We start from the raw sequence: 20,770 nt of genomic DNA on the forward strand, positions 1-20,770 counted from the left end.
TCCAATAAGCTTCGAAGACCGCGTCCGGCGCGGTTGTCCCGATTATTGGAAAGCCATGTAAGTTCGCGTTGTACGCAAAGATCAAAGATGTAATAAGTCGTAACGAATTTGTGCGTCAGGCATTCAACACGTCTGCCAGCACCCCTTGCGAACGCTGCAACACCCCATGGAACTGCGGCACCAGCGCGTGTATCGCCACGGTGTCGTTGATCAGTGCGGCCTCCTCGAAGGCTCGCAGGACATCGGCCAAGGCGCGGAACCCCAGCGAATCGCTGCTCCCGGCCAAACGATGGGCCAGATGCGCCACTTCCGTGCAGTCACCCGCCTCGATGGCTTCCGTAAGCGCCGTGCGATGCTGGGCAATCGAGTCGCGCAACACCTTCAGCAGGCCGTGAAGTTTTTGTTCGCCGAGCAAGGTGCGATGGGTGTGCAGCAACTGCCAGTCCATCAACTCGTGTTCCAGCGCAGGCTCGGGCATGGGCGATTCACCGGCCAATGCCTGGCGCAGACTTTCGAGTTTCAACGGTTTGCCGAGAATGCCCTGCATACCGGCATCCAGATAACCGCGTACCAAGGTCGGCTGCACGCTGGCGGTCAGAGCGAAAATACGGCTGTGTTGATTGGGCCCAGACGTGCTGCGGATCAGTCTGCACAGCTCGACGCCGCTCATTCCCGGCAGATGCACATCCAGCAGAATCAACTCGAAGGATTGCTTGCGGCAGCACTCCAAAGCCTGCTCGGCATCTTCGGCGAGACTGACCCGATGCCCATCCCGCTCCAGCAAGCCGCTGACCACATCGCGGTTCAGCGCCACGTCTTCGACCACCAGAATGCTCAGGGCCTGGCCCGGCGCACTGGTGGCGGTGGCGTTCGCAACCCCCACGACCGGTTGCAGGGTCAGCTCGAACCAGAAACAGCTGCCCTGCCCCTCCTGGCTGTCGACACCGATGCGCCCGCCAAGAACTTCCACCAGATGTTTACTGATCGCCAATCCCAATCCGGTGCCGCCATAACGCTGCGCCACGTCTTCGCTGGCTTGAGTGAAACGCTCGAAAATCTTTTCCTGCACCGCTGCCGCGATGCCGATGCCGTTGTCGGTCACGCTGAAACGCAGGCGCTGTCCGGTTATCAGATCACCAGCAGCCAGCAGCGCGACGTCAACGGTGATCTGCCCTGCCTCGGTGAACTTGACGGCATTGGCCAGGAGATTGCTCAACACCTGACGCAAAAACTGCTCGGCACCGTGGCAACAATCTGCGACCTGCGGATCAAACCGGCAATGCAATTGAGTGCCATTGCTCAACGCCCTCGGCTCAAGCAGCGTCAGCACTTCATCGATCAGTTGCCTGACGGAGAAATCGACGAGCTCCGGATGGCTTTCACCTTCTTCCAGCCGGGCGAAATACAGCACTTCGTTGAGAATCGTCAGCAAACCTTCGCCGGCCTTATACAAAGCTTCCAGACGTTTACCATCGCGCTCCTCGAGGCGGGCGCCGCGCAGCAGTTCAGCCATGCCAAGAATGCCATTGAGCGGCGTGCGCAGTTCATGGCTCATGGTGGCGAGGAAGCGCGACTTGGCGAGGTTGGCCGCTTCGGCATCGTCCTTGGCGCGCAGCAGACTCGCGGTGCGTCGCTCGACCATTTTCTGCAGTTCGTCACGCTTGTCTTGCAGTGCCAGACGGTCGACTTCGCGCCGGTCGATATCGCTAAGGATTGCCCGGCGCATGTCATCGAGCGCGTGAGCCACGGTATCGATTTCGTCCTCGGTACCGGTGCTGCTTTTATCCAGCCGCAAAGGCTCGTGCCAGTCTCCGGCGGCAATTCGCCGGGCAAAATCGGCCATGACCTGCAGATGTCGGGTCACCAAACGGTAGAACAACCCCGAAAGCGCAACCGCCAGACCGCAGAGGAACACGCTCATCCATAACAGGCTGGTCAGCCCGGTGGCGTACAAACGGCGATACACCGCCCCCAGATCGGTACTGACTTCCAGCTCGCCCAGATGCCGCGATGGGCCGGCCGGCGGCTGATAGTTCAGCTCGAAACGCTCGATGCGCAACGCCCCCGGTGCAGATGAACTGCCTTGCAGCAGGTCAAAGTCAGGGCTGCTCAAACGCACGCGGGCCACATCGGAAAAATCCACCAACCCGCGTAATTGCACATTCAACTGCTCCTGGTTGAGATCCCAGAGGCTGCGCTCCAGACTTGCCAGGTAGCCGGCCCGGATCAGTTCCATGCGCGAATCGATATCACGCATTTCACGGCGGTACTCGAAGTACAACTGCACGGTGCTGGCGAGGAGGGTGAAACAGAGGCTGAACAGCAGGATGAACAGCAGCAAACGCCGCAACAGGCCGCTGGGATTGGTGCGTTTCATTGCGCATCCGCCGGCAGGTTGATCATGTCTCGGTAGGTGGCTTCACTTTCGTTCAGCCAACGTTCGATCTCGCCGGAGTCGACCATCCGCTGCAGTTGGGCGTCGATATCGGGCATGCGTTCGGCCAGTGCGGAACGGCGTGACACCGCGACCCGCAAATAGTCCACGCTCAACGAATTGGGCAATGCCTCGATGTCTGCGGCGCCCGGCAAGTGTTCAACGAACAGCTGCCCGGTGCGTCGCTCCTGAGTGATGAAGTCGATCCTGCCGCGAATCAGTTTGCCGAAGTTCTGTCGACTGTCGGACACCCATTCGATATTGCCGTGCTGAGCGACGAAACGATCGAAGTCCAGCCCATAGCTTTCACCGAACAGTAAACCGCCACGGTAGTTGCCCAGGTCTTCAAGCCGTTCGAACTTCACCGGATGTTGGCGATTGACGAACACCGCGACTTCTTCGCGCAACACCGGCACCGTCGAGAAGCGCATGCTCTGCTCGCGTTGCGCCGTGCTGTAGGCCAGGACCACGTCGACGCGGCCTTCGGCGGCGTCCAGCAAGCAGCGCTTCCAGTTGCCCAGCACGACGATGTCGACCTCATAACCCAGCTGACCAAACAAGCTTTTGACCACGCTGGGCGCAAGGCCGCGCACCTGTTTGCCGTCGCTCCAGGAAATCGGCGGGTAGACCGGATAATCGCAATAACGAATTCGCTCGGCCGCCGCAGCGCTTGTACCCGCCAGCGCCAACAGCAGCCAGAGCAGCCGCAACATGCCGTTCAGGCAGCCTCACTGGCGGTGAACAAATAACCTGCGCCATGGATGGTAATGATCAATTGCGGTTCGGCGGGATCGTCATGCAGTTTGCGCCGCAAGCGCCCCACCAGGACGTCGATGGAGCGGTCATTGGGCACCCATTCACGGTTGCGGATCTGATCCATCAACTGGTCGCGACTCAAGGTATGGCCACTGTTGCGCAAAAACACACTGAGCAACTGGTATTCACCATGGGTCAGCAGGGTTTCGCCACCGGCTTGATCGATCAAGCGTCGGCGATCGGTATCCAGCGCCCAGGCAGCGAACTGTTTGACTTGCTGACGAGGCAGCACCGTCGCCGGCTTGTGCACCTGGGCATGGCGAACCCGGCGCACCAGGTTTTTCGCCCGAGACACCAGTTCACGCGGGTTGAGGGGTTTGATCACATAATCATCGGCGCCGCATTCGAGGCCGACGATGCGGTCGATTTCGTCGTTGCGCCCGGTAATCAGGATGATCCCGACCTCCGAGCGTACGCGCAGCTCGCGGGTAAGGGTCAGGCCATCCTTGCCCGGTAGCCGGATGTCCAGCATCACCAGATCGACAGGGGTGGTTGCCAGAAAGGTTTCGGCCAGTTCCGCGGTTGCGGCGCAGTGCACTTCGTAGCCTTCCTGCGAGAGGTAAGCATGAAGGAGTTCGCGAATCAGCGGATCGTCGTCGACGATCAGTACCCGAGGAGTCATCGCTTGTTGTCCTGCCTGTGCCCGAAGGCGCGTTTCTTATTAGAGTTTTTCCTGCATCAGCGGCAGAGAGTATCCATTGCTGAACGGTCGATCAACAGCCCTCCGTCTGCAGCCGGAAACGCTGGCGACCGCCCGCTTGCAAACCGTCGACCCAGGCTTCGCAAATCTGGATGCCCTGATTCGGGGTGAACGTGCCGGGGTTGAGTCCCGACTCCAGCCACAAGCCGTCGAGCAGCGCGCTCAAACCAATAGCGGCAAGGTCGGCATCGAAGTCTTCCCAGCCCTCTTCCTGCGCCAGATCGTTCAACACCTTGCGCAGCTCGGCGCGGTATTCACCGTAGGAATGCTCGTGGGCGAGGTTGATCGCCTCGGCGGTCTTTACCGCGCCCCAAAACGCCAGCCAGGCATCCAGCAATTGCGGATCAAGCATTTCGGCCGAGAACGATGCGCGAAAGAACGCCGACAAACGCTCGCGCGCATTGGGTGCGGCTTGTTCCATGGCTTCGCGTAGCAGGCTCATGACTCGACCGGTGACCGCCATGTAGGCTTCGGCCACCAGTTCATCCTTGCCTGAATAGTGATGACTGATCAGCCCGACCGAAACCCCCGCCTGCGCGGATATCTTGCGGATCGAAGCGCCCTGGAAGCCGTGGCGTTTGAGACACACCAGCGTCGCCTCGATCAGGTTGGCCTTGCGCAACTCCGGCTCCATTCGGGAAAAGCGGGCTTCCTGAGTCATTGTGGTCAATCTCCTGGGATCAGTCGTTGGGCTGGTTGTTTGCAGCCACTAAGCTGAACGACTGTACAACAGGAACTCGAACTGTGGCGAGGGGGCTTGCCACGCGAACCGTAGCAGCTGCTACGGGCATTAAGGTCTGCGCCTATTTGCTCGCCCAGGCATTGAAGCGCTCTTCGAGTTCTTCACCGTGATCGACCCAGAACGGCACATTCATCGACAGTGCACCGATCAGGTTCTGCGGTGCGGTCGGCACCCATTGGGCCAGCTTGGGATCCAGGCGCGCCGCCGCTTGCGTGTTGGTTGGCCCGTAAGGAATCTGCTCGACATACTTGATCTGCGCGTCGGACTGGTTGGCGAAAGCAATGAACCTTTTGGCCTGGTCCACATGTGTTGAGCCTTTGATGATTGCCCAGTAGTCCATGCCGTACAGGCTCCCAGGCCAGACCAGCCCCAGATGACTGCCGCCCTGCGCGGCGGCGGCGATGCGCCCGCTGTAGGTTGAGGTCATCACCACGTCTCCGGAGATCAGCCATTGCGCCGGTTGCGCGCCGGCTTCCCACCACTGGATATAGGGTTTGAGTTCAGTCAGTTTGGCGAACGCACGATCTACGCCCGCGGGTGTGCTCAATACCGAATACACGTCCTCGACTTTCACCCCGTCCGCCAACAAGGCGAACTCAAGGTTATATACCGCGCGTTTACGCAACCCGCGCTTGCCGGGGATTTTCTGTACATCCCAGAAGTCCGCCCATGAAGCCGGTGCCTGCGCCAGTTTGTCGGTGTCGTAAGCAATCGCCACGCTCCATACCAACGCGGCAGAACCGCACGCTTGTGCCGCATCGGGAATCAACTGGTCCTCTCGTCCAAGTTTCTTCCAGTCGAGTCGCTCGTACATGCCCTCATCGCAGCCGCGCATCAGATCCGGGCCTTCGATCTGCACCACGTCCCAATCGACGTTGCCGGTGTCGACCATCACCTTGATCCTGGCCATCTCGCCGTTGTATTCGCTTTGGATCAGCTTGCTGCCGTCCGCTGCGCTGAAGGGTTGAAAGAAAGCCACATCCTGGGCTTTTTGACCGACACCGCCATAACCGACCACCACCATGTCCTGTTCTGCTTGAGCACTACCCAGGCCCATGGCGAGGGTGAGAATCAAAGGATAAAAACCGTGCTTGAGCGTATTCGACTTCATCAGTGGTTCCTCGTGCTGGTATCACTCAGCGAGCGCTGCCGTGACCCGTTTTTATTTTGGTGAGGTTCACCCCAGGAGTGGGTGCGGATTGAAGCTACTCATCCACAATTAAAAAAACAAGTTGATTTTTTACTGAGGGTAAATTTCTATAGCGGAATAATAACAACGCCGAAAATCCTGTTTACCGGCCTCGGCTAGCTTGGAGTACCACACCATGCCGACTTCAAACCAAGCGTTTGCGCACCTCTTCGAACCGCTGCAGATCCGTAGCAAGCGCCTCAAAAACCGCATCATGTCCAGCGGTCACGACACGTCGATGCCGACCGACAATCTGGTCAACGAGCAATTGATCGCCTATCACCGGGCGCGTGCCGAGGGCGGCGTGGGCCTGATCGTGCTGCAAGTTGCCGGGGTGCATGACAGCGCGCGCTACACCTCCCATGTGCTGATGGCCACCGACGACGCCTGCATCGAGGGCTACCGAAAACTGGCCGAAACCTGTCATGCCCATGGCACCGTGGTGCTCTCGCAGATCTTCCATCCGGGGCGGGAAATCATGGAGTCCAGCGATGGCCTGCTGGCCGTCGCCTACTCGCCTTCGGCGGTGCCCAACGAACGCTTTCGGGTCATGCCGCGCGCGCTTGATCAGGCGATGATCGACGACATCGTCGCCGGCTATGGCGCAGCGGCCCGGCGTTTGTATCAAGCCGGGCTGGACGGTGTGGAAGTGGTCGCCAGCCATGGTTACCTGCCCGCGCAATTCATCAACCCACGCGTCAACCAACGCACCGACGGTTACAACGGCGACCTGCAACAGCGCCTGCGGTTTCTGCGCGAAGTCATTGCGGTGGTGCGCGCGAACACTGACGAGCAGTTCATCATCGGCTTGCGCATCTCCGCCGACGAACGCGACCCCGAGGGCCTGACCGAAGACGAGTCGCTGGCGGCGGTCAAGTCACTGCAGCAGTACCTGGATTACGTGCACATCGTCGCGGGGACCTCGGCGTCTTTGGGCGGTGCGGTGCATATCGTGCCGCCGATGGCCATCGAACCGGCCTATCTGGCCAAGGAGGCCGGGACGTTCAAGGCCAGCCTGTCGATTCCGCTGTTCGTCACTGGACGCATCAACCAGCCGCAGGAGGCCGAACTGATCATTGCTCGCGGTCAGGCCGATGTGTGCGGCATGACCCGCGCACTGATCTGCGACCCGCAAATGCCGAACAAGACCGACGCCGGGCGCAGCGAAGATGTTCGAGCCTGCATCGCCTGCAATCAGGCGTGCATCGGGCACTTCCACAAAGGCTTGCCGATTTCCTGCATTCAGCACCCGGAAACCGGTCGTGAACTGGTTTTCGGCTCCCTGCAGCCGACCACCAAACGCAAGCGCATCATGATCGCCGGCGGCGGTCCGGCCGGGATGAAGGCGGCCGCCGTGGCCGCCGAGCGCGGGCATGAGGTCACGCTCTATGAAGCCAGTTCGCAGCTCGGCGGGCAGGTCCTGCTGGCGCAACTGCTGCCTCGGCGCAGCGAATTCGGCGGCGCCAGCACCAACTTGCAGCGGGAAATGGAACTGGCCGGCGTACGGGTGGTGCGCAACACCCGCGTCGACCGGGCACTGGTCGAGCGCGAACAGCCGGATCTGGTGATCGTTGCAACCGGTGCCGAACCCTACTGGCCGGCTTTCGAACGCGGCGGCGAACTGCAAGTGGTGGATGCCTGGCAGGTGCTGCGCGACGAGGTCAGGCTCGGGCGTTCGGTGCTCGTCGTCGACTGGCGTTGCGACTGGATCGGCCCCGGCGTCGCCGAACGTCTGGTGCGCGCAGGGCATCAGGTGCAACTGGCGGTCAACGGCACCCATTGCGGGGAAAACCTGCCGCTGTACGTGCGCGATCAACTGGTCGGTGAGCTGCATCGGCTGGGCATTCCGATCACGCCCTATGCCCGTCTGTACGGCTGCGATGACAGCACCGTCTACATGCAACACACCGCCAGTGCAGAGCCGATCATGTTCGAAGACATCGACACCCTGGTGCTGTGCCAGGGCCATCAGCCGGTGGATACGCTGGGCGCGCAACTGCAGGGGTTGGTGGAATTTCGCCGGATCGGCGACTGCCTGGCACCGCGCACGGCCGAAGAAGCGATTTATGAAGGGTTGAAGGTTGCCTGGGACCTCTGAGGCTGCTTTATACTCCGGGCCCTTGTCAGCGCCCTCGCTGACGTGCCATCGGCAGGCTCGAGCGTTTCAGACGCTCAGCCAACACTCGGTTCGGAGCACGCAATGAGCAACAGCAGCAACCTGCCGCCTGCCAGCGCCGCGTCCGCCAAACAGAGCGGCGCAACAGAGCCGCACTTTCTGGGCACGCGGATTCGCGGGCTGCGCAAACGCCGGGGCATGACCCTGACCGCCCTGGCTGAGATGAGCGAGCTGACGGCAGGCTATATCAGCCAGCTCGAACGCAATCTGGCTTACCCCTCGATTCCGGCGTTGTTCAACATCGCCCGCAGCCTGGGCGTCACCATCCAGTGGTTCTTCGCCAGCGAAGCCAGCACGGCCCCCGAGGACAGTGGTTACGTGGTCCGCAAGAACAGCCGAATGAGCGTGCATTACGAAGACGGCATCGTTGACCAGTTGCTGACCCCGCAACCCAATCGTCAATTGGAGATCCTGCATTCGCGCTTTCCGCCAGGCACTTACAGCCAGCAGAGCTATTGCCATGAAGGCGAGGAAGCCGGATACCTGCTCTCCGGCAACTTTGAGCTGTGGGTCGGCGAGCGCTATTTTCAGCTCAATGAAGGCGACAGTTTCAGTTTTTCCAGCCAGGAACCTCACCGTTATGGCAATCCCGGTGAGGTCGATGCGGTGGTGATCTGGGTAATCACCCCGCCGACCTTTTGAAGCGCCAAAAACAACAAGAAACTGCCGGAACCCGTGGTGTTCCGGACAGTGAAATCCAGCAAAGGCGACCCCATGAACGACCTGATCAAGTGCAACCAAAGCGGCGGACTGTTGACCCTGACCATCAACCGTCCGGACAAGCTCAATGCCCTGAGCAACAGCATGTACACCCGTCTGGCCGACCTGCTGTTTGCTGCCGCCGAAGACCCCGAGACTGCCGTGGTCATCATCACCGGGGGCGAACAGTGCTTTACCAGTGGCAACGACCTGCAGGACTTTCTCCAGGATCCACCGACCCATCTGAATAGCCCGGCGTTCCGTCTCATGGACGCGGTCATCCATCTGGACAAGCCGTTGATCGCCGCGGTCTGCGGCGCTGCCATCGGTATCGGCACCACCCTCCTGCTGCATTGCGATCAGGTGCTGGTCACCCGTAATACCAAACTGCGCATGCCCTTCGTGAACCTTGGCTTGTGCCCTGAATTCGGTGCAAGCCTGCTGTTACCGCGCATGCTCGGCCATGCCAGAGCCGCCCGACTGCTGCTCTGGGGGGACGGCCTGGACGGCACTCAGGCGGTGGCTTGGGGGCTGGCCAATGAAGTGCTGGACGACGGCGAACAATGTCTGGCCGCAGCACAACGGATGGCCGATCGACTGTTGGCCCTGCCTCGCGAGTCCCTGTTGCACAGCAAACGGCTGCTTAAGCAGCCAGTGCTGAAGGAACTGGAGGAAACCCTGCGCAGGGAAAACCTGCTGTTTATCGAACGTCTGAACAGCACCGAAGCCAAGGACGCGTTGAACGCCATGCTGCAACGCAGTAGCGCCAATGCCTGAACCCACTGGCCTCAGCGGCGGGTAATCAACCCTTGCCGGGCGATTCGCGTCAGTTGCTTGATGACTTCTGCCGCGTGCTCGGCGCTGGGTGCCTGAATCACCGCCAGATCGAAACTGTTGCTGGCAAAGCGCGCCAGCGACTCCCCGTCTTCGACAAACTGAATCAGAAAAGCCGAAGGACCACCGGTGCGTCGCGGCCAGCCATCGAGATAGCGCAGCAAAGTGGGTTGATGTTTACCGCCAAGAAGGATTTTTGGATTGCGCTGGGTGAGGTCCGCCGTGATCGGCGCCAGACGTATAAGGGGGCGAAGTGCATTCATCGTGTCGAGTCTCTGCCTCAAAAGTCTGCATGGCAGGTGAGAGGCAACACCGAACCAGCGCTTTAGCGGTATTTCGAAGCCTGTTTCAAGCTTCTGTCGGTAACCCTTTGAGTCACCTGGCGCCCCGCAAGTAGCTGTTTAAATCGGCGCATGAGCAGCATCCTAGAGAAGCCGATGGTGCAGTGTCAAGAATCTCGATGATCACTCTGCTGCCCGACGTCCTCCGTTGAAAACCGCTCTCGATAAGCCTGAGGTGTCACACCCATGGCCCTGAAGAAACTGCGCCGCAGCGTCTCTTCACTGCCAAACCCGCACTGCGCCGCCACCCGCTTGATCGGCACGCCGGTATCACACAACAAGCGCCGCGCGGTCTCCACCCGAATCAACTCAATCGCGCGAGCCGGAGTCTGACCCGTCTCGGCCCGGTAATGCCGCACAAAGCTGCGGTCACTCATCCCGGCTTGTAGCGCCAGGGTCGGGATGTTGAGTTCCATGGCCAGGTTTTCGGCGATCCAGGCGTGGAGCTCGTCGAAGCGATTGCCGTCTTTTTGCAGGGACAAGGTCACGCTGAATTGCGACTGCCCACCTGGGCGTTTGAGAAACACCACCAGTTGCCGTGCAACCTCCAGGGCCATGGCTCGGCCGAGGTCTTCTTCGACCAGGGCGAGTGCCAGGTCGATACCGGCGGTCACCCCGGCCGAGGTCCAGACCGGGCCGTCATTGATGAAGATCGGGTTGGGCTCGACCCGCAGTTGCGGATGTTTCTGTGCAAGCTGTTCACAGCGGGTCCAGTGGGTGACCACGCGCCGACCGTCGAGCCAACCGCTGGCAGCCAGTAGAAAAGCGCCGGTGCAGACCGAAGCAACCCGTCGCGATACTGATGCCTGCTGGCGTACCCACTCAACCAGGCTGGCGTCTTCGGCCGCCGCGTAGACGCCCCAGCCTCCAGCGATAATCAGTGTGTCGCACGGCCGGTCCTTCGCCGGCAGCGGATCGGCCACCAGCGCCAGCCCGGCTGAAGACATCACCGGTCCCGTCTGCGCGGCAATCACCGTCGGCGCATAGGGCTGCGGCAAACCTTGCTGACGGGCCAGATCATTGGCCGAAGCGAAGACCTGCAACGGCCCGGTCACATCGAGCACTTGCACGTTGGCAAAGGCCAGCACATAAACAGTTTTCGGTTGGGTCGTCATGACTGGCGTAAATCGTGGGCTTATTGGCGTATACGCCAAATCCTACGTCGATAGAGTGAAGTCGTCCACCCATGCCGGGTGAGTGCATTGGATCGACCACGAGGATTGTGCAATGACGCTGCAGATCGGTTTTCTGTTGTTTCCACAGGTTCAGCAACTCGACCTGACCGGGCCTTATGATGTGCTGGCCTCGCTGCCGGACGTCACCGTGCATTTGATCTGGAAGGACCTCGAACCGGTGAGTTCGAGCACCGGCCTGATGTTGATCCCGACCACCCGCTTCGACGACTGCCCGCCCCTGGACGTGATCTGCATTCCCGGCGGTTCCGGTGTCGAACCGCTGATGGAAGACACCGAGACCCTGGACTTCATCAAACGTCAGGCCAGCCATGCGCGCTATATCACCTCGGTCTGCACCGGCGCCCTGGTGCTGGGCGCCGCAGGACTGCTACGCGGCAAACGTGCAACCACTCATTGGGCTTACCACGAGTTGCTTGGCCCGTTGGGCGCCATTCCAATACGCGAGCGTGTGGTGCGCGACGGCAACTTGCTGACCGGCGGAGGCATTACCGCCGGAATCGATTTCGCGCTGAGCCTGGCCAGTGAATTGTTCGGCGAAGACACGGCGCAACTGGTGCAGCTGCAGCTCGAATACGCTCCTGCTCCACCGTTCGACTCCGGCAGCCCGCAGACTGCACCGCGCGCGGTGCTGGAGGAAGCCAATCGGCGCTCGGCGCAATCGCGCAAGCTACGTGGTGAGGTTGTCGATCGGGTTGCGCAGCAGCTGAGTCACAACTGGTAAAGCTGCGCCGAACACACAATCTGTGGCGAGGGAGGCCTGCGCGCGGAAAGTGTCGTCGCCGAGCTAAAGCGTAAGGGCGTGATGGTGACAACGGCAGAACCGTTTGCGGCGACCGCCCATGTGCCCCACGCACTGCGGGGGGCGATCGGGCTGCCAATGTTGAAACGGGCGCTGGAAACCCTGCGCGAGGTGGTCGAGGTCTGAAGCTGCGGACTTTTCAGCAGATAACAAAAAACCCGCCGAAGCGGGTTTTTCAAGACCATTACGACATCCTGTCGGCTGCATTCCATGCAAATGGTCGGTCATCCATGACCCTGAGCGCGTCCTTCGCTTCAGTTGATGGATGTAGATTAGGCTCAATGCCCAAGCGTCAACAGACGACATTCCATCGACCGCGTGTAAGCCTTTCGCCATAACCGCGCCGTCGTGCAGTAAATGACGATCGGCGCACCGTTTTGGATAACCTCAATGCGCAGCGAGATACGTCTCAATGTTGCTCATCTGCTCGTCCCAGCCCCTGCTGTTCATGCGGAAGGCTTTCAGACGACGCTCCGCCGGGATGTCGTCGAAACCGGACTCCACTACCCGCAGCAAGGTGCCGGCGTCCGGGTCCTCCGGATCCTCCGAGTCCCCCAGGTCTTCCAGCTCAAACCGCACCAGCGTGGTGGGCTCCGCCGAATAGTCGACACCGGGATCCACGGCATAAGGATGCCAACGGAAGGAAAAAACCAGCTCCGGCTCGAGACGCTCGACCAGTACATCCCACACAAGATGTTCGTACCCCGGATAGGTGATTTTCCCTTGGGTACGCTGGCCCGCGACGAAGCGTTGCCCTTTGAGCGCCACGCCGAACCAGTCACCGAAGGCTTCAGCATCCGCTAGCGCACGCCAGACCAATGAGCGCGGCACGTTGAGCAAGACCTTTCTTTCAATGTGATCTGATGATGTGTTCATAGCAATCCTCCTGAATGAACAGTAGGCCTGCCCGTCCCGGGGAGCAACCCTCACGTTACATCAGGTATTCTCAACTATCGGCAAACGTCGGGAAGTTTGGCCATTAATCCCCCCATATGGCCGGTAATCGTCATTAAAAGTAGATACAAGGATGAATCCGTGAATACCCTCAAAGGCAGTTGCCTGTGCAAAACCATCGAATACCAGCTCGATAGCCTCGACATGCCGATCAGCCACTGCCATTGCCACACCTGTCGCAAAGCTCACGCCGCCGCTTTTGCTTCCACGGCAGGCGTCATGCGAGAACACTTTCGCTGGGTCAAAGGTCAGGACAAGCTTTCATCCTTCGAATCTTCACCGGGAAAACTGCGACACTTCTGCTCTGTCTGCGGTTCCCATTTAGTGGCACAGCGTTTGGGTCAGCCTCATGTGATTGTTCGCGTCGCGACGCTCGATGACGATCCGGGAATCAAGCCACAGGCGCACATATGGACGTCCCATGATGTGCCGTGGCTTGAGTATGAAGCGGTAGTGTCCTGGCCAGAATGGCAAGAGTGAAACCCGTGGCCGGCTACCCTCTCATCCGAGAGCAGCCGGTTTGACCATCAGCGCACAAACACCTGTGCCGTGGTAATCGCCATATCCCCACCCGGCATTTTGATACTGCCCACCTGCTTCAGGCTGTCGGCATCAAAAATCGCCACGTCATTGAAGGTCCCGGCCAGGTAGATCTTGCTGCCTTCCTTATTGAACGAGATGCAGTAGTAGGAGTGATCCAGGGTTGTCGACTGGAGCAGTTTCTTCTGCTTGATATCGTACTTGGCCAACCGGTTGAGGACGCCGAACATCAGGTTCGGGTCTTTGGGTGAGCGCATGCCGCTGAAATAGATTTCGGTCAACGGTCCGAAGTCGGTGGTTTCGGTTTTGCCGGTTTTCAAGTCGATGCTGAACAGGCCGTAAAGGAGCTCGGCGGTCGCCGGGTCTTCCTTTTTGTCTTTGAATTTCGCTGCGGTGTAGAGCAGCGAGAAGTCATGCCGATAGGTTTGCTGGTTCCACACGTAGAGCACGTCCGGCGGGCTGTACAACGGACGTTTCCAGTGGCGGCTGGGGATCAGCACGTCGAATTTTCCGGTTTTCACGTCGACCTTGTAGACGTCCGCGCCTGCCACATAGAGCGTGCCGTCATCGCCGCTTTGCATGATGGTGAGCTGCCGTGGCGCCGGGAAGCTGCGGACCGGTTTGGCGCTCATGCCGGCGTCGGTGGCGTAGACATCCAGCCTTGGCGCCTGCACTTCGTAATGGTCACTGCGCATCAATGTCGGATTGGCGACGGTGTAGAGCTCCTTGCCGTCGTGGCTGACGGTGAAGGCGAACATCGAGCGCGCTTTCTCACCCGGTTGTTGGGTGATGCTGGCGTGGAATACCTGCTTGCAGCTATCCAGCTCGACGCCGTAAACATCCGCGTAATGGTTGTTCAGCACGTAGGCAATCCTGCGATCCGGGGACAGCTGGATAGTGCCCGGGCCGAAGGCGTCCGGCAGTTTGCAGGTCTTGTACAGACTGTCGGTCTTAAGGTCGATGACGTGCAGGTTGTTCGGGTAATTGGTGGTCAACATGTACTCGTGACCGGTTTCGAGAATCGGGTTTTCATCGGCCAGTGCCGTGAACGAACACACGCCCAGAATGGCGGAAGCGGCAAGGCCGCAGACATTGGTGCGAAGCATGCTGGAATCCTTCTGTGGGATTATTTGTCTTTCGGGAACTATTTGTCTTTCGGAAAAACAGTCCCCAGATTGCGCCAGCTCTCGTTGGAGGCTTGCGCATCTTTGTTCCAGTCCGGGTAGGTGCTCATCATGTCCGGCACCTGGGCCGGCCACCAGCAGGGGTCGGAGCAACCGTAAAGGTCAGCCTCCATCGGCTGGCACAGCGACGACACGCCGCCAAAGGCGTCGATCTCCCAACCGGGGTCGGTGGTCGAGGCGCAGCCGGCGACGGAGTTCATCGCCACCACTTCTTCGATACGGTTTTCGGCCGCGGCCTGATCGAGCTTCTGGGCTTTGTTGTTGATTGCCTTGAGATGTTTCATATCAGTGAGCCTTGCGCGGAGTGATGTAGCTGCTGATGAACGCAGGGTTGTGGGCCATGATCCGGGTGTAGACCTGGATGCCGAAGTCGACCCAGTCACGCATCAACTCGCAGTAGTGATAGGTCGGGTGCGTCGGGTCGCCATAGCGGGCGTAGCTTTCGTGGTAGCAGCCGCCGGAGCACAGGTTGCGGATGTGGCAGTCTTCACAACCGGTGTTGGTGCGGTCCAGACGCTGGGACAGGAAGTCGTTCAACTCGACCTGCTTCACCCCGCTGTGGACGTTGCCGAACGTCGGTAACGACGAACCGGTAAAACGGTGGCACAGGTTGAGCTCGCCTTTGTGATCCACCGCCAGCATCTTCAGACCCGCACCGCACGGCAGGGCTTTTTTGTGGCCTTCGTGGATGTCGGTGATTAACTGGTGCAGGTTGGAGAAACCAATATTGCGGTGCTCCAGTGCCGCTTCCAGATAACGCCGACCGAGTTTTTTCATGTTGGCGAAGACTTCAATCAGCTCCTCGCTGGACAGGTTGAAGCTGCTGATGTCGCCGGAGGTCACCGGGGCGAATCCGACTTCGGCAAAGCCCAGCTCATTGAACAGGTGATCCCAGATGGTTTCGACGTCGGTGACGCCTGTGGTCAGGGTCACTCGCGCGCCCACCGGGCGGCTGTTGTAGCGCGACAAGAGCATCTCGGCCTTGCGCCGGACCACGTCGTACGTACCCTGCCCGCCCACGGTGATACGGTTGCGGTCGTGCACGGTTTTCGGGCCATCGATGCTCACTGACAAACCGAAGCGGTGAGCATTCAGGTAGTCGACGGTCTCTTCGGTGAGCAACGTCGCGTTGGTGGTCATGACGAACTCAACGAATTTTCCGGCCTCGGAAAAACGCTTCTCGCAGTAGTCGACCATGTATTCGATCAGCTTGCGATTGCTCAGCGGCTCGCCGCCAAAGAACACCACAGTGAATCGCTCTTCATCCGGGGATTCGCGCAGCAGCATTTCCACTGAAGCGATCGCCGTTTCGACGTCCATTTTCTTACCGGCCGACGGCTTGTCGAGGTCTTCCTTGTAGCAGTAGGTGCAGCTCAGATTACAGCCAGTGTTGACGTTCAGCACCACGGTATTGATCGCCGTGCGCTCGACCCGTTTGACGCCGATGTCCGGGGTCAGCGGCGAACCGTCGCTGACCAGTTCCAGGGCGATCAGCTCGCGCAGGGTCTCGGTGATTTCCTCGCCGCCGTAGCGCGCGGCCAGGCGCTCGATCAGGTCGTCGGACGAGCAACCGGGACCGCGCAAGGTATCGATAATCGTGCCCGTCAGTTCATCGCTGGCAAACAGCGAACTGCTCGGAATGTGGAACAACATGCGGTCGGCATCGACATGCACTTCGTGCAGATTCCGCTCGATCAGATTCAAAACAGCGCCCATCGCAACCTCCTGTGCAAACCCGGTTATTCAGGGTCTGCGGTCATTCCTGAAAATGCCTGAACTGCTGGTTTAGCCAGACCATCAGGGAATGGGTGGATTGTTCCAGCGTTGCACGGTGACAATCATGTGGCCTTCACCGGTCAGTGATTTGCCGGCGTCATCCACGGCGGCGATTACCTTGAGGTTGCCCGCGTTGTTAGTGGACATTTTGCGTTGTGGATTGGGCCCGGCATCGCCCGGAGTGAACACCCCGTTGTCGGCCTGCATTTGGCCTGCGAACTTGACGTCTTCGTCCTCCTTGGCGCGCTCGTCGAAGGCTTCGACCTTCCACTGCGCCGGGAACACGCCGATCCGATATGGCTTGCCGTCAGCACCTTTGCCCCAGGCTTCGGCATCGAAACGGCCCTGGACCTTCGGTGTGGAACCGCCGCCCTCGCCGATCCGTGCCACCGAAAACCCGGGCACAACCTTGACCTCGGCTATGTTGCTATAGACCGCCAGCGAGGCACCTTTGAGGCTACCTAGCGTGACCTCGCGCAAGCCTGGCTTCGCATCCGCAGCCGCCTTGAGTTTGACCCGCAAGCGCTCAGGGCTTTGCTCCAGCACTTCGACCACGTCCACGCCTTTGCCGAAGTTTGGTTTGCCAGTGAGACCGCTGCCGATCAGCGTGACTTCAGTTTCGCTGCCGGCTTTCAGGTAACCCGGCTGCACCGCCAGCAAACGACTGGAACCGTGCCTTGCCGCAATAAAGTCCAGCCCGCGCTCATCGTGCTCGGCCTCGAACATGCGGCCTTGCAGTTCGCTGCCCTTGGCGGCGAACACCTGACGCATGACCACGCCATCGATCGTCACGTTGCCGCGCCATTCGTAGCCGCTGTAGAGGATTGCGCTGCCTTCGCCATTGAACGGGCTGCCGTCGGCGTATTGGCCTTTGACGCTGACCTTGAACTGATCGGTGCCAGCGGTGCTGACGGTCATCACGCCGGCCAGTTCACCCTTGCCCGGCAACTGGCCGCTGAAGCTCCAGTCGCCTGCCAGTGAGTCGGCTTTCGGAGCTGTTTTAAGCCAGTTGTTCCAAGCCTGGTTTTCCAGCGGATAACGCTTGGCCAGCAGCGGCACCATGTCCTTGCGAGCGATATCGAACCAGTCACGGTCGCGGGCCAGTGCCTGATACTCCAACGACGGCCATTGCCCCAGGTGGAAGTTCACCAGGCGTTCCCACTCCTGAGCCGGCCGCCGTTGCAAGGCAACCCGCGCACCGGAGTGGCAGCGGCCACACATCTGGCTGGTCTGGTCATCGAAATGCTCGACGGTATTGAGTCGACGCTCCAGCGCATAACGCACACCGTCAGTCTCGCTCGGCGCCAGGCCTTGGGTGTCGGCCAGGTATTTGACCAGCGTACGACGGTCCTCATCGCTGATCTGCAGACCATGCATGGTCTGCATACGGGCGATGCTCATCAGCCAGCCTTCCGGGGTCTTGCGCTGGTGGCTGATGCGGCTCAGAGCGTTGCCAGCCTCGGGGGTGTGACAGCCCTGACAGGTTTCCTTGAGGATGGTCTGCGCATCACGCGCCGCCATGCTTGGGGGAGAATGCAGGGCCACACAAGCGGCTATCGCCAGCAGGCTGCCGCTCATACCTGATCGGAGTTTTCTCTTCATCAACGTCGAACCTCGCACGGTGCTTTCTTATTTTTTATGGATCGTTTTTATGGTCTCTACCGTCAACCGGCACGCTGTTGACGCAGGCCTGAGAAACGTCTGACATGAGCAATACACGGAGCGTGCCAGCTTATAAATAGTGTTTTTAATCAAGGTATTAACCGAAATCCGCGGCCGCAGACCGATTGGATCGATGGTTGCCAACGTCTAATTTCGCGACAACTGTTCCACTCTGAGACGAGCATAGGCGATAGATCCCATAGCAGCCGAACGCAGGCTTCGCCAGCTGCTACGATGACGGCTTAACCGCTTCAGCACCCGGCCCGGACGCGGCCTGACAGGAATCCAGCCATGCTCAACGCCCTGCTTTTCGACCTCGACGGTACCCTGACCGACACCGACAGACTCCACCTGCTGGCCCTGCAACAGCTGCTGCAGGAGGAGGATGGCCGGGCGTTCACGAAGGAAGAATTCGAAGCCCACGTCAGCGGTCAGGCCAACGCCAACATGTGCCGCTATCTGTTCCCCCAGCGCTCGGTGGCCGAACACCAAGCCTTTGCTGATCGCAAGGAAGCGCGGTTCCGTGAACTGTCACCGCAACTCACGCCCATGGCCGGGCTGGTGCGGCTGTTGGACTTTGCCAGGGAACAAGGCATCGGCGTCGCCGTGGTGACCAATGCCCCACGAGCCAATGCCGATCACATGCTTGAAGCCTTGGGTTTGCGAGAACGCTTTGAGACGGTGGTGGTCGCGGAAGAACTACCTCGGGCCAAACCTGACCCGCTGCCCTATCTCACCGGCCTTGAATGCCTGAACGCCAAAGCCCACGTCGCCATCGCCTTCGAGGACTCGATCCCCGGGCTGACGGCAGCGGTGAAGGCCGGCATTTTTACGGTCGGCCTGGTCACCAGTCAGAGCCGTGAAGCATTGCTGGCTGCCGGGGCGCATCTGGTGATTGATGACTTTACCGATGCGGCGCTGTGGGAAGTGATTGATCGGATGCTGAGTCGCCAGGCTTAGAGCGACGCGTGCCTCCAAGGGCTGTTAATGCCCTTGGGAGCGAAAAATCGGCGAAAAAACAATCGGAGACGTCTCAGTGCTGTCGCAAATTGCGACGAAGCACCTGCCCCAGCACGCTCGCCAAAATCCATAACTTGCTGAAAATCAGCCAGTTATTCGAACTTATCCACTTGGCACAGCCATTGCGAAAGACCTCGCCTCACTTCGAACCTTTATTTTCGAACAACAAGAGGTCACGCCATGCAGCTCCCTTCCCTGCTCCCTGCCACCACTGCTTTTATTCAACGCGCGCCACGCATGCTGATCGGCGCCGAATGGGTCGAGGCCGCTGACGGTCAGACCATGCCGTTGCACAACCCGGCCAGCGGCGAAATACTTTGCGTGGTGCCCCGTGCCACAGTGGACGATGTGGATCGCGCGGTGCTCGCGGCACGCCAGGCATTCGATGATTCTGCGTGGACTCGCACCCGGCCTCGGGAGCGGCAGAACCTGCTGTGGAAACTCGCCGATCTGATGCAGCGCGACGCCGAAGTACTCGCGCAGCTGGAATGCCTGAACAACGGCAAAAGTGCGGCGGTGGCACAGGTCATGGATGTACAGCTGTCCATCGACTTCCTGCGTTACATGGCCGGTTGGGCGACCAAGATCGAAGGTTCGAGCGTCGAAGTTTCATTGCCACTGATGCCGGATGATCAGTTTCACAGTTTCATCCGCCGTGAAGCAGTGGGTGTGGTCGGGGCCATCGTCGCCTGGAATTTCCCGCTGCTGCTGGCCTGCTGGAAACTCGGCCCGGCACTGGCGACCGGTTGCACCGTAGTGCTCAAACCGGCTGACGAAACACCGCTGACCGCGCTGAAACTGGCGGAGTTGGTGCTCGAAGCCGGCTACCCGACTGGCGTGTTCAACGTGGTGACCGGCACCGGCATTACCGCTGGCTCAGCCCTGACCCACAACCCGCTGGTGGACAAACTGACCTTCACCGGCTCCACCGCTGTAGGCAAAGAAATCGGCAAGATCGCCATGGATTCCATGACCCGCGTCACGCTGGAGTTAGGCGGTAAATCACCGACCATCGTCATGGCCGACGCCGATTTGAACAGCGCCGCAGCAGGCGCCGCCAGCGCAATATTCTTCAACCAGGGTCAGGTTTGCTGCGCCGGTTCGCGGCTGTATGTGCAGCGCAAACACTTTGACAATGTAGTGGCCGACATCGCCGATATAGCCAACGCCATGAAGCTCGGCAATGGGTTGGACCCTAGCGTGCAGATGGGTCCATTGATCTCGGCCCGCCAGCAGGAACGGGTTTATCGCTATATCGAAATGGGCCGTGAAAGTGGCGCGACCATCGCCTGTGGTGGCGAGCAGTTTGGACCGGGCTTTTTCGTCAAGCCGACAGTGATCGTCGACGTCGATCAGAAGCACTCGCTGGTGCAGGAGGAAATCTTCGGCCCGGTGCTGGTGGCGATTCCTTTCGACGACGAAGCCGATGCCCTGCGCATGGCCAACGACAGCCCCTACGGTTTGGGCGCGAGTATCTGGTCCAACGACCTGGCGGCGGTGCACCGGATGATTCCGCGGGTCAAGTCCGGTTCGGTGTGGGTCAATTGCCACAGCGCCCTGGACCCGGCGCTGCCGTTTGGTGGCTACAAAATGTCCGGTGTCGGGCGGGAAATGGGTTATGCGGCGATTGAACATTACACCGAGTTGAAGTCGGTGCTGATCAAGCTGTGACACCCTCACCTGATCGTTCCCATGCTCTGCGTGGGAA

20 protein-coding genes are annotated in these 20,770 nt (G+C 59.9%); 8 read left to right on the forward strand and 12 right to left on the reverse strand.

Translation table 11 applies throughout. The features are described 5' to 3' along the window. Positions 1 to 115: 115 nt before the first annotated feature. The 5 genes from AC07UI_RS19510 to AC07UI_RS19530 all read right to left on the reverse strand — a co-directional run bounded on the left by AC07UI_RS19510 (position 116) and on the right by AC07UI_RS19530 (position 5,803). Positions 116 to 2,377 (reverse strand): ATP-binding protein, encoded by a 2,262-nt coding sequence (locus tag AC07UI_RS19510; RefSeq protein WP_494994043.1) that lies wholly within the window; start codon positions 2,375 to 2,377, stop codon positions 116 to 118. Beyond that, positions 2,374 to 3,147 carry a substrate-binding periplasmic protein gene (locus AC07UI_RS19515; RefSeq protein ID WP_494994044.1) on the reverse strand — a complete coding sequence of 258 codons (774 nt, stop codon included), beginning with the start codon at positions 3,145 to 3,147 and terminating at the stop codon, positions 2,374 to 2,376. The genes AC07UI_RS19510 and AC07UI_RS19515 overlap by 4 nt, the downstream gene beginning before the upstream one ends. A 5-nt stretch (positions 3,148 to 3,152) precedes the next feature. Continuing rightward, on the reverse strand, positions 3,153 to 3,872 hold the full coding sequence (locus AC07UI_RS19520; RefSeq protein WP_494994045.1) for a response regulator: 720 nt from the start codon (positions 3,870 to 3,872) through the stop codon (positions 3,153 to 3,155). A 91-nt stretch (positions 3,873 to 3,963) separates the two neighbouring features. Then, positions 3,964 to 4,611: a TetR family transcriptional regulator C-terminal domain-containing protein gene (locus AC07UI_RS19525; RefSeq protein ID WP_494994046.1), complete on the reverse strand. Its 648-nt coding sequence runs from the start codon at positions 4,609 to 4,611 to the stop codon at positions 3,964 to 3,966. A 142-nt stretch (positions 4,612 to 4,753) separates the two neighbouring features. Next, the gene (locus tag AC07UI_RS19530; protein WP_494994047.1) at positions 4,754 to 5,803 is read right to left on the reverse strand and encodes an ABC transporter substrate-binding protein; all 1,050 of its coding nucleotides are present in this window, start codon (positions 5,801 to 5,803) and stop codon (positions 4,754 to 4,756) included. Positions 5,804 to 6,017: 214 nt separating this feature from the next. On the opposite strand from AC07UI_RS19530, the gene AC07UI_RS19535 reads away from it, so the two are divergent. The 3 genes from AC07UI_RS19535 to AC07UI_RS19545 all read left to right on the forward strand — a co-directional run bounded on the left by AC07UI_RS19535 (position 6,018) and on the right by AC07UI_RS19545 (position 9,533). Beyond that, positions 6,018 to 7,979: an oxidoreductase gene (locus AC07UI_RS19535; protein ID WP_494994048.1), complete on the forward strand. Its 1,962-nt coding sequence runs from the start codon at positions 6,018 to 6,020 to the stop codon at positions 7,977 to 7,979. Between the two features lie 102 nt (positions 7,980 to 8,081). Further along, positions 8,082 to 8,699: a helix-turn-helix domain-containing protein gene (locus AC07UI_RS19540; RefSeq protein WP_494994049.1), complete on the forward strand. Its 618-nt coding sequence runs from the start codon at positions 8,082 to 8,084 to the stop codon at positions 8,697 to 8,699. Between the two features lie 72 nt (positions 8,700 to 8,771). After that, on the forward strand, positions 8,772 to 9,533 hold the full coding sequence (locus AC07UI_RS19545) for an enoyl-CoA hydratase (RefSeq protein WP_494994050.1): 762 nt from the start codon (positions 8,772 to 8,774) through the stop codon (positions 9,531 to 9,533). 11 nt (positions 9,534 to 9,544) lie between these two features. Here AC07UI_RS19545 and AC07UI_RS19550 read toward each other — a convergent pair whose 3' ends face one another. Both AC07UI_RS19550 and AC07UI_RS19555 read right to left on the reverse strand, forming a co-directional pair. Further along, entirely contained in the window at positions 9,545 to 9,853 is a 309-nt protein-coding gene (locus tag AC07UI_RS19550; RefSeq protein ID WP_494994051.1) for a class I SAM-dependent methyltransferase, read from the reverse strand. A gap of 185 nt (positions 9,854 to 10,038) precedes the next feature. Continuing rightward, positions 10,039 to 11,046, reverse strand: a complete 1,008-nt coding sequence (locus AC07UI_RS19555) for a GlxA family transcriptional regulator (RefSeq protein WP_494994052.1) — start codon at positions 11,044 to 11,046, stop codon at positions 10,039 to 10,041. Positions 11,047 to 11,158: 112 nt separating this feature from the next. Between AC07UI_RS19555 and inhA the strand changes: the two genes are divergently transcribed. Continuing rightward, positions 11,159 to 11,848, forward strand: coding sequence for an isonitrile hydratase (inhA, locus tag AC07UI_RS19560; protein ID WP_494994053.1), 690 nt, complete (start codon positions 11,159 to 11,161; stop codon positions 11,846 to 11,848). A gap of 78 nt (positions 11,849 to 11,926) precedes the next feature. Continuing rightward, positions 11,927 to 12,052 carry a hypothetical protein gene (locus tag AC07UI_RS19565; RefSeq protein ID WP_494994054.1) on the forward strand — a complete coding sequence of 42 codons (126 nt, stop codon included), beginning with the start codon at positions 11,927 to 11,929 and terminating at the stop codon, positions 12,050 to 12,052. Positions 12,053 to 12,313: 261 nt separating this feature from the next. On the opposite strand, the gene AC07UI_RS19570 is transcribed toward AC07UI_RS19565, so the two are convergent. Beyond that, entirely contained in the window at positions 12,314 to 12,802 is a 489-nt protein-coding gene (locus tag AC07UI_RS19570; RefSeq protein WP_494994055.1) for an SRPBCC family protein, read from the reverse strand. A 159-nt stretch (positions 12,803 to 12,961) separates the two neighbouring features. Here AC07UI_RS19570 and AC07UI_RS19575 point away from each other — a divergent pair, with 159 nt between their 5' ends. Continuing rightward, entirely contained in the window at positions 12,962 to 13,360 is a 399-nt protein-coding gene (locus AC07UI_RS19575; protein WP_494994056.1) for a GFA family protein, read from the forward strand. A 47-nt stretch (positions 13,361 to 13,407) separates the two neighbouring features. On the opposite strand, the gene peaD is transcribed toward AC07UI_RS19575, so the two are convergent. The 4 genes from peaD to peaA form a co-directional block, all read right to left on the reverse strand. Further along, on the reverse strand, positions 13,408 to 14,526 hold the full coding sequence (gene peaD / locus AC07UI_RS19580; protein WP_494994057.1) for a quinohemoprotein amine dehydrogenase subunit beta: 1,119 nt from the start codon (positions 14,524 to 14,526) through the stop codon (positions 13,408 to 13,410). 38 nt (positions 14,527 to 14,564) lie between these two features. Continuing rightward, on the reverse strand, positions 14,565 to 14,888 hold the full coding sequence (gene qhpC / locus AC07UI_RS19585; protein WP_489071896.1) for a quinohemoprotein amine dehydrogenase subunit gamma: 324 nt from the start codon (positions 14,886 to 14,888) through the stop codon (positions 14,565 to 14,567). A 1-nt stretch (position 14,889) separates the two neighbouring features. Continuing rightward, complete coding sequence (gene peaB / locus AC07UI_RS19590) at positions 14,890 to 16,320, reverse strand: quinohemoprotein amine dehydrogenase maturation protein (protein WP_494994058.1); 1,431 nt, start codon at positions 16,318 to 16,320, stop codon at positions 14,890 to 14,892. Between the two features lie 81 nt (positions 16,321 to 16,401). Further along, entirely contained in the window at positions 16,402 to 17,982 is a 1,581-nt protein-coding gene (peaA, locus tag AC07UI_RS19595) for a quinohemoprotein amine dehydrogenase subunit alpha (RefSeq protein WP_494994059.1), read from the reverse strand. Positions 17,983 to 18,333: 351 nt separating this feature from the next. Between peaA and AC07UI_RS19600 the strand changes: the two genes are divergently transcribed. Both AC07UI_RS19600 and AC07UI_RS19605 read left to right on the forward strand, forming a co-directional pair. Continuing rightward, on the forward strand, positions 18,334 to 19,002 hold the full coding sequence (locus AC07UI_RS19600) for an HAD family hydrolase (RefSeq protein WP_494994060.1): 669 nt from the start codon (positions 18,334 to 18,336) through the stop codon (positions 19,000 to 19,002). 240 nt (positions 19,003 to 19,242) lie between these two features. Further along, positions 19,243 to 20,733, forward strand: coding sequence for an aldehyde dehydrogenase family protein (locus AC07UI_RS19605; RefSeq protein ID WP_494994061.1), 1,491 nt, complete (start codon positions 19,243 to 19,245; stop codon positions 20,731 to 20,733). Positions 20,734 to 20,770: the final 37 nt, after the last annotated feature.

This window comes from Pseudomonas sp. GW821-FHT04C07 (genome assembly GCF_059420325.1).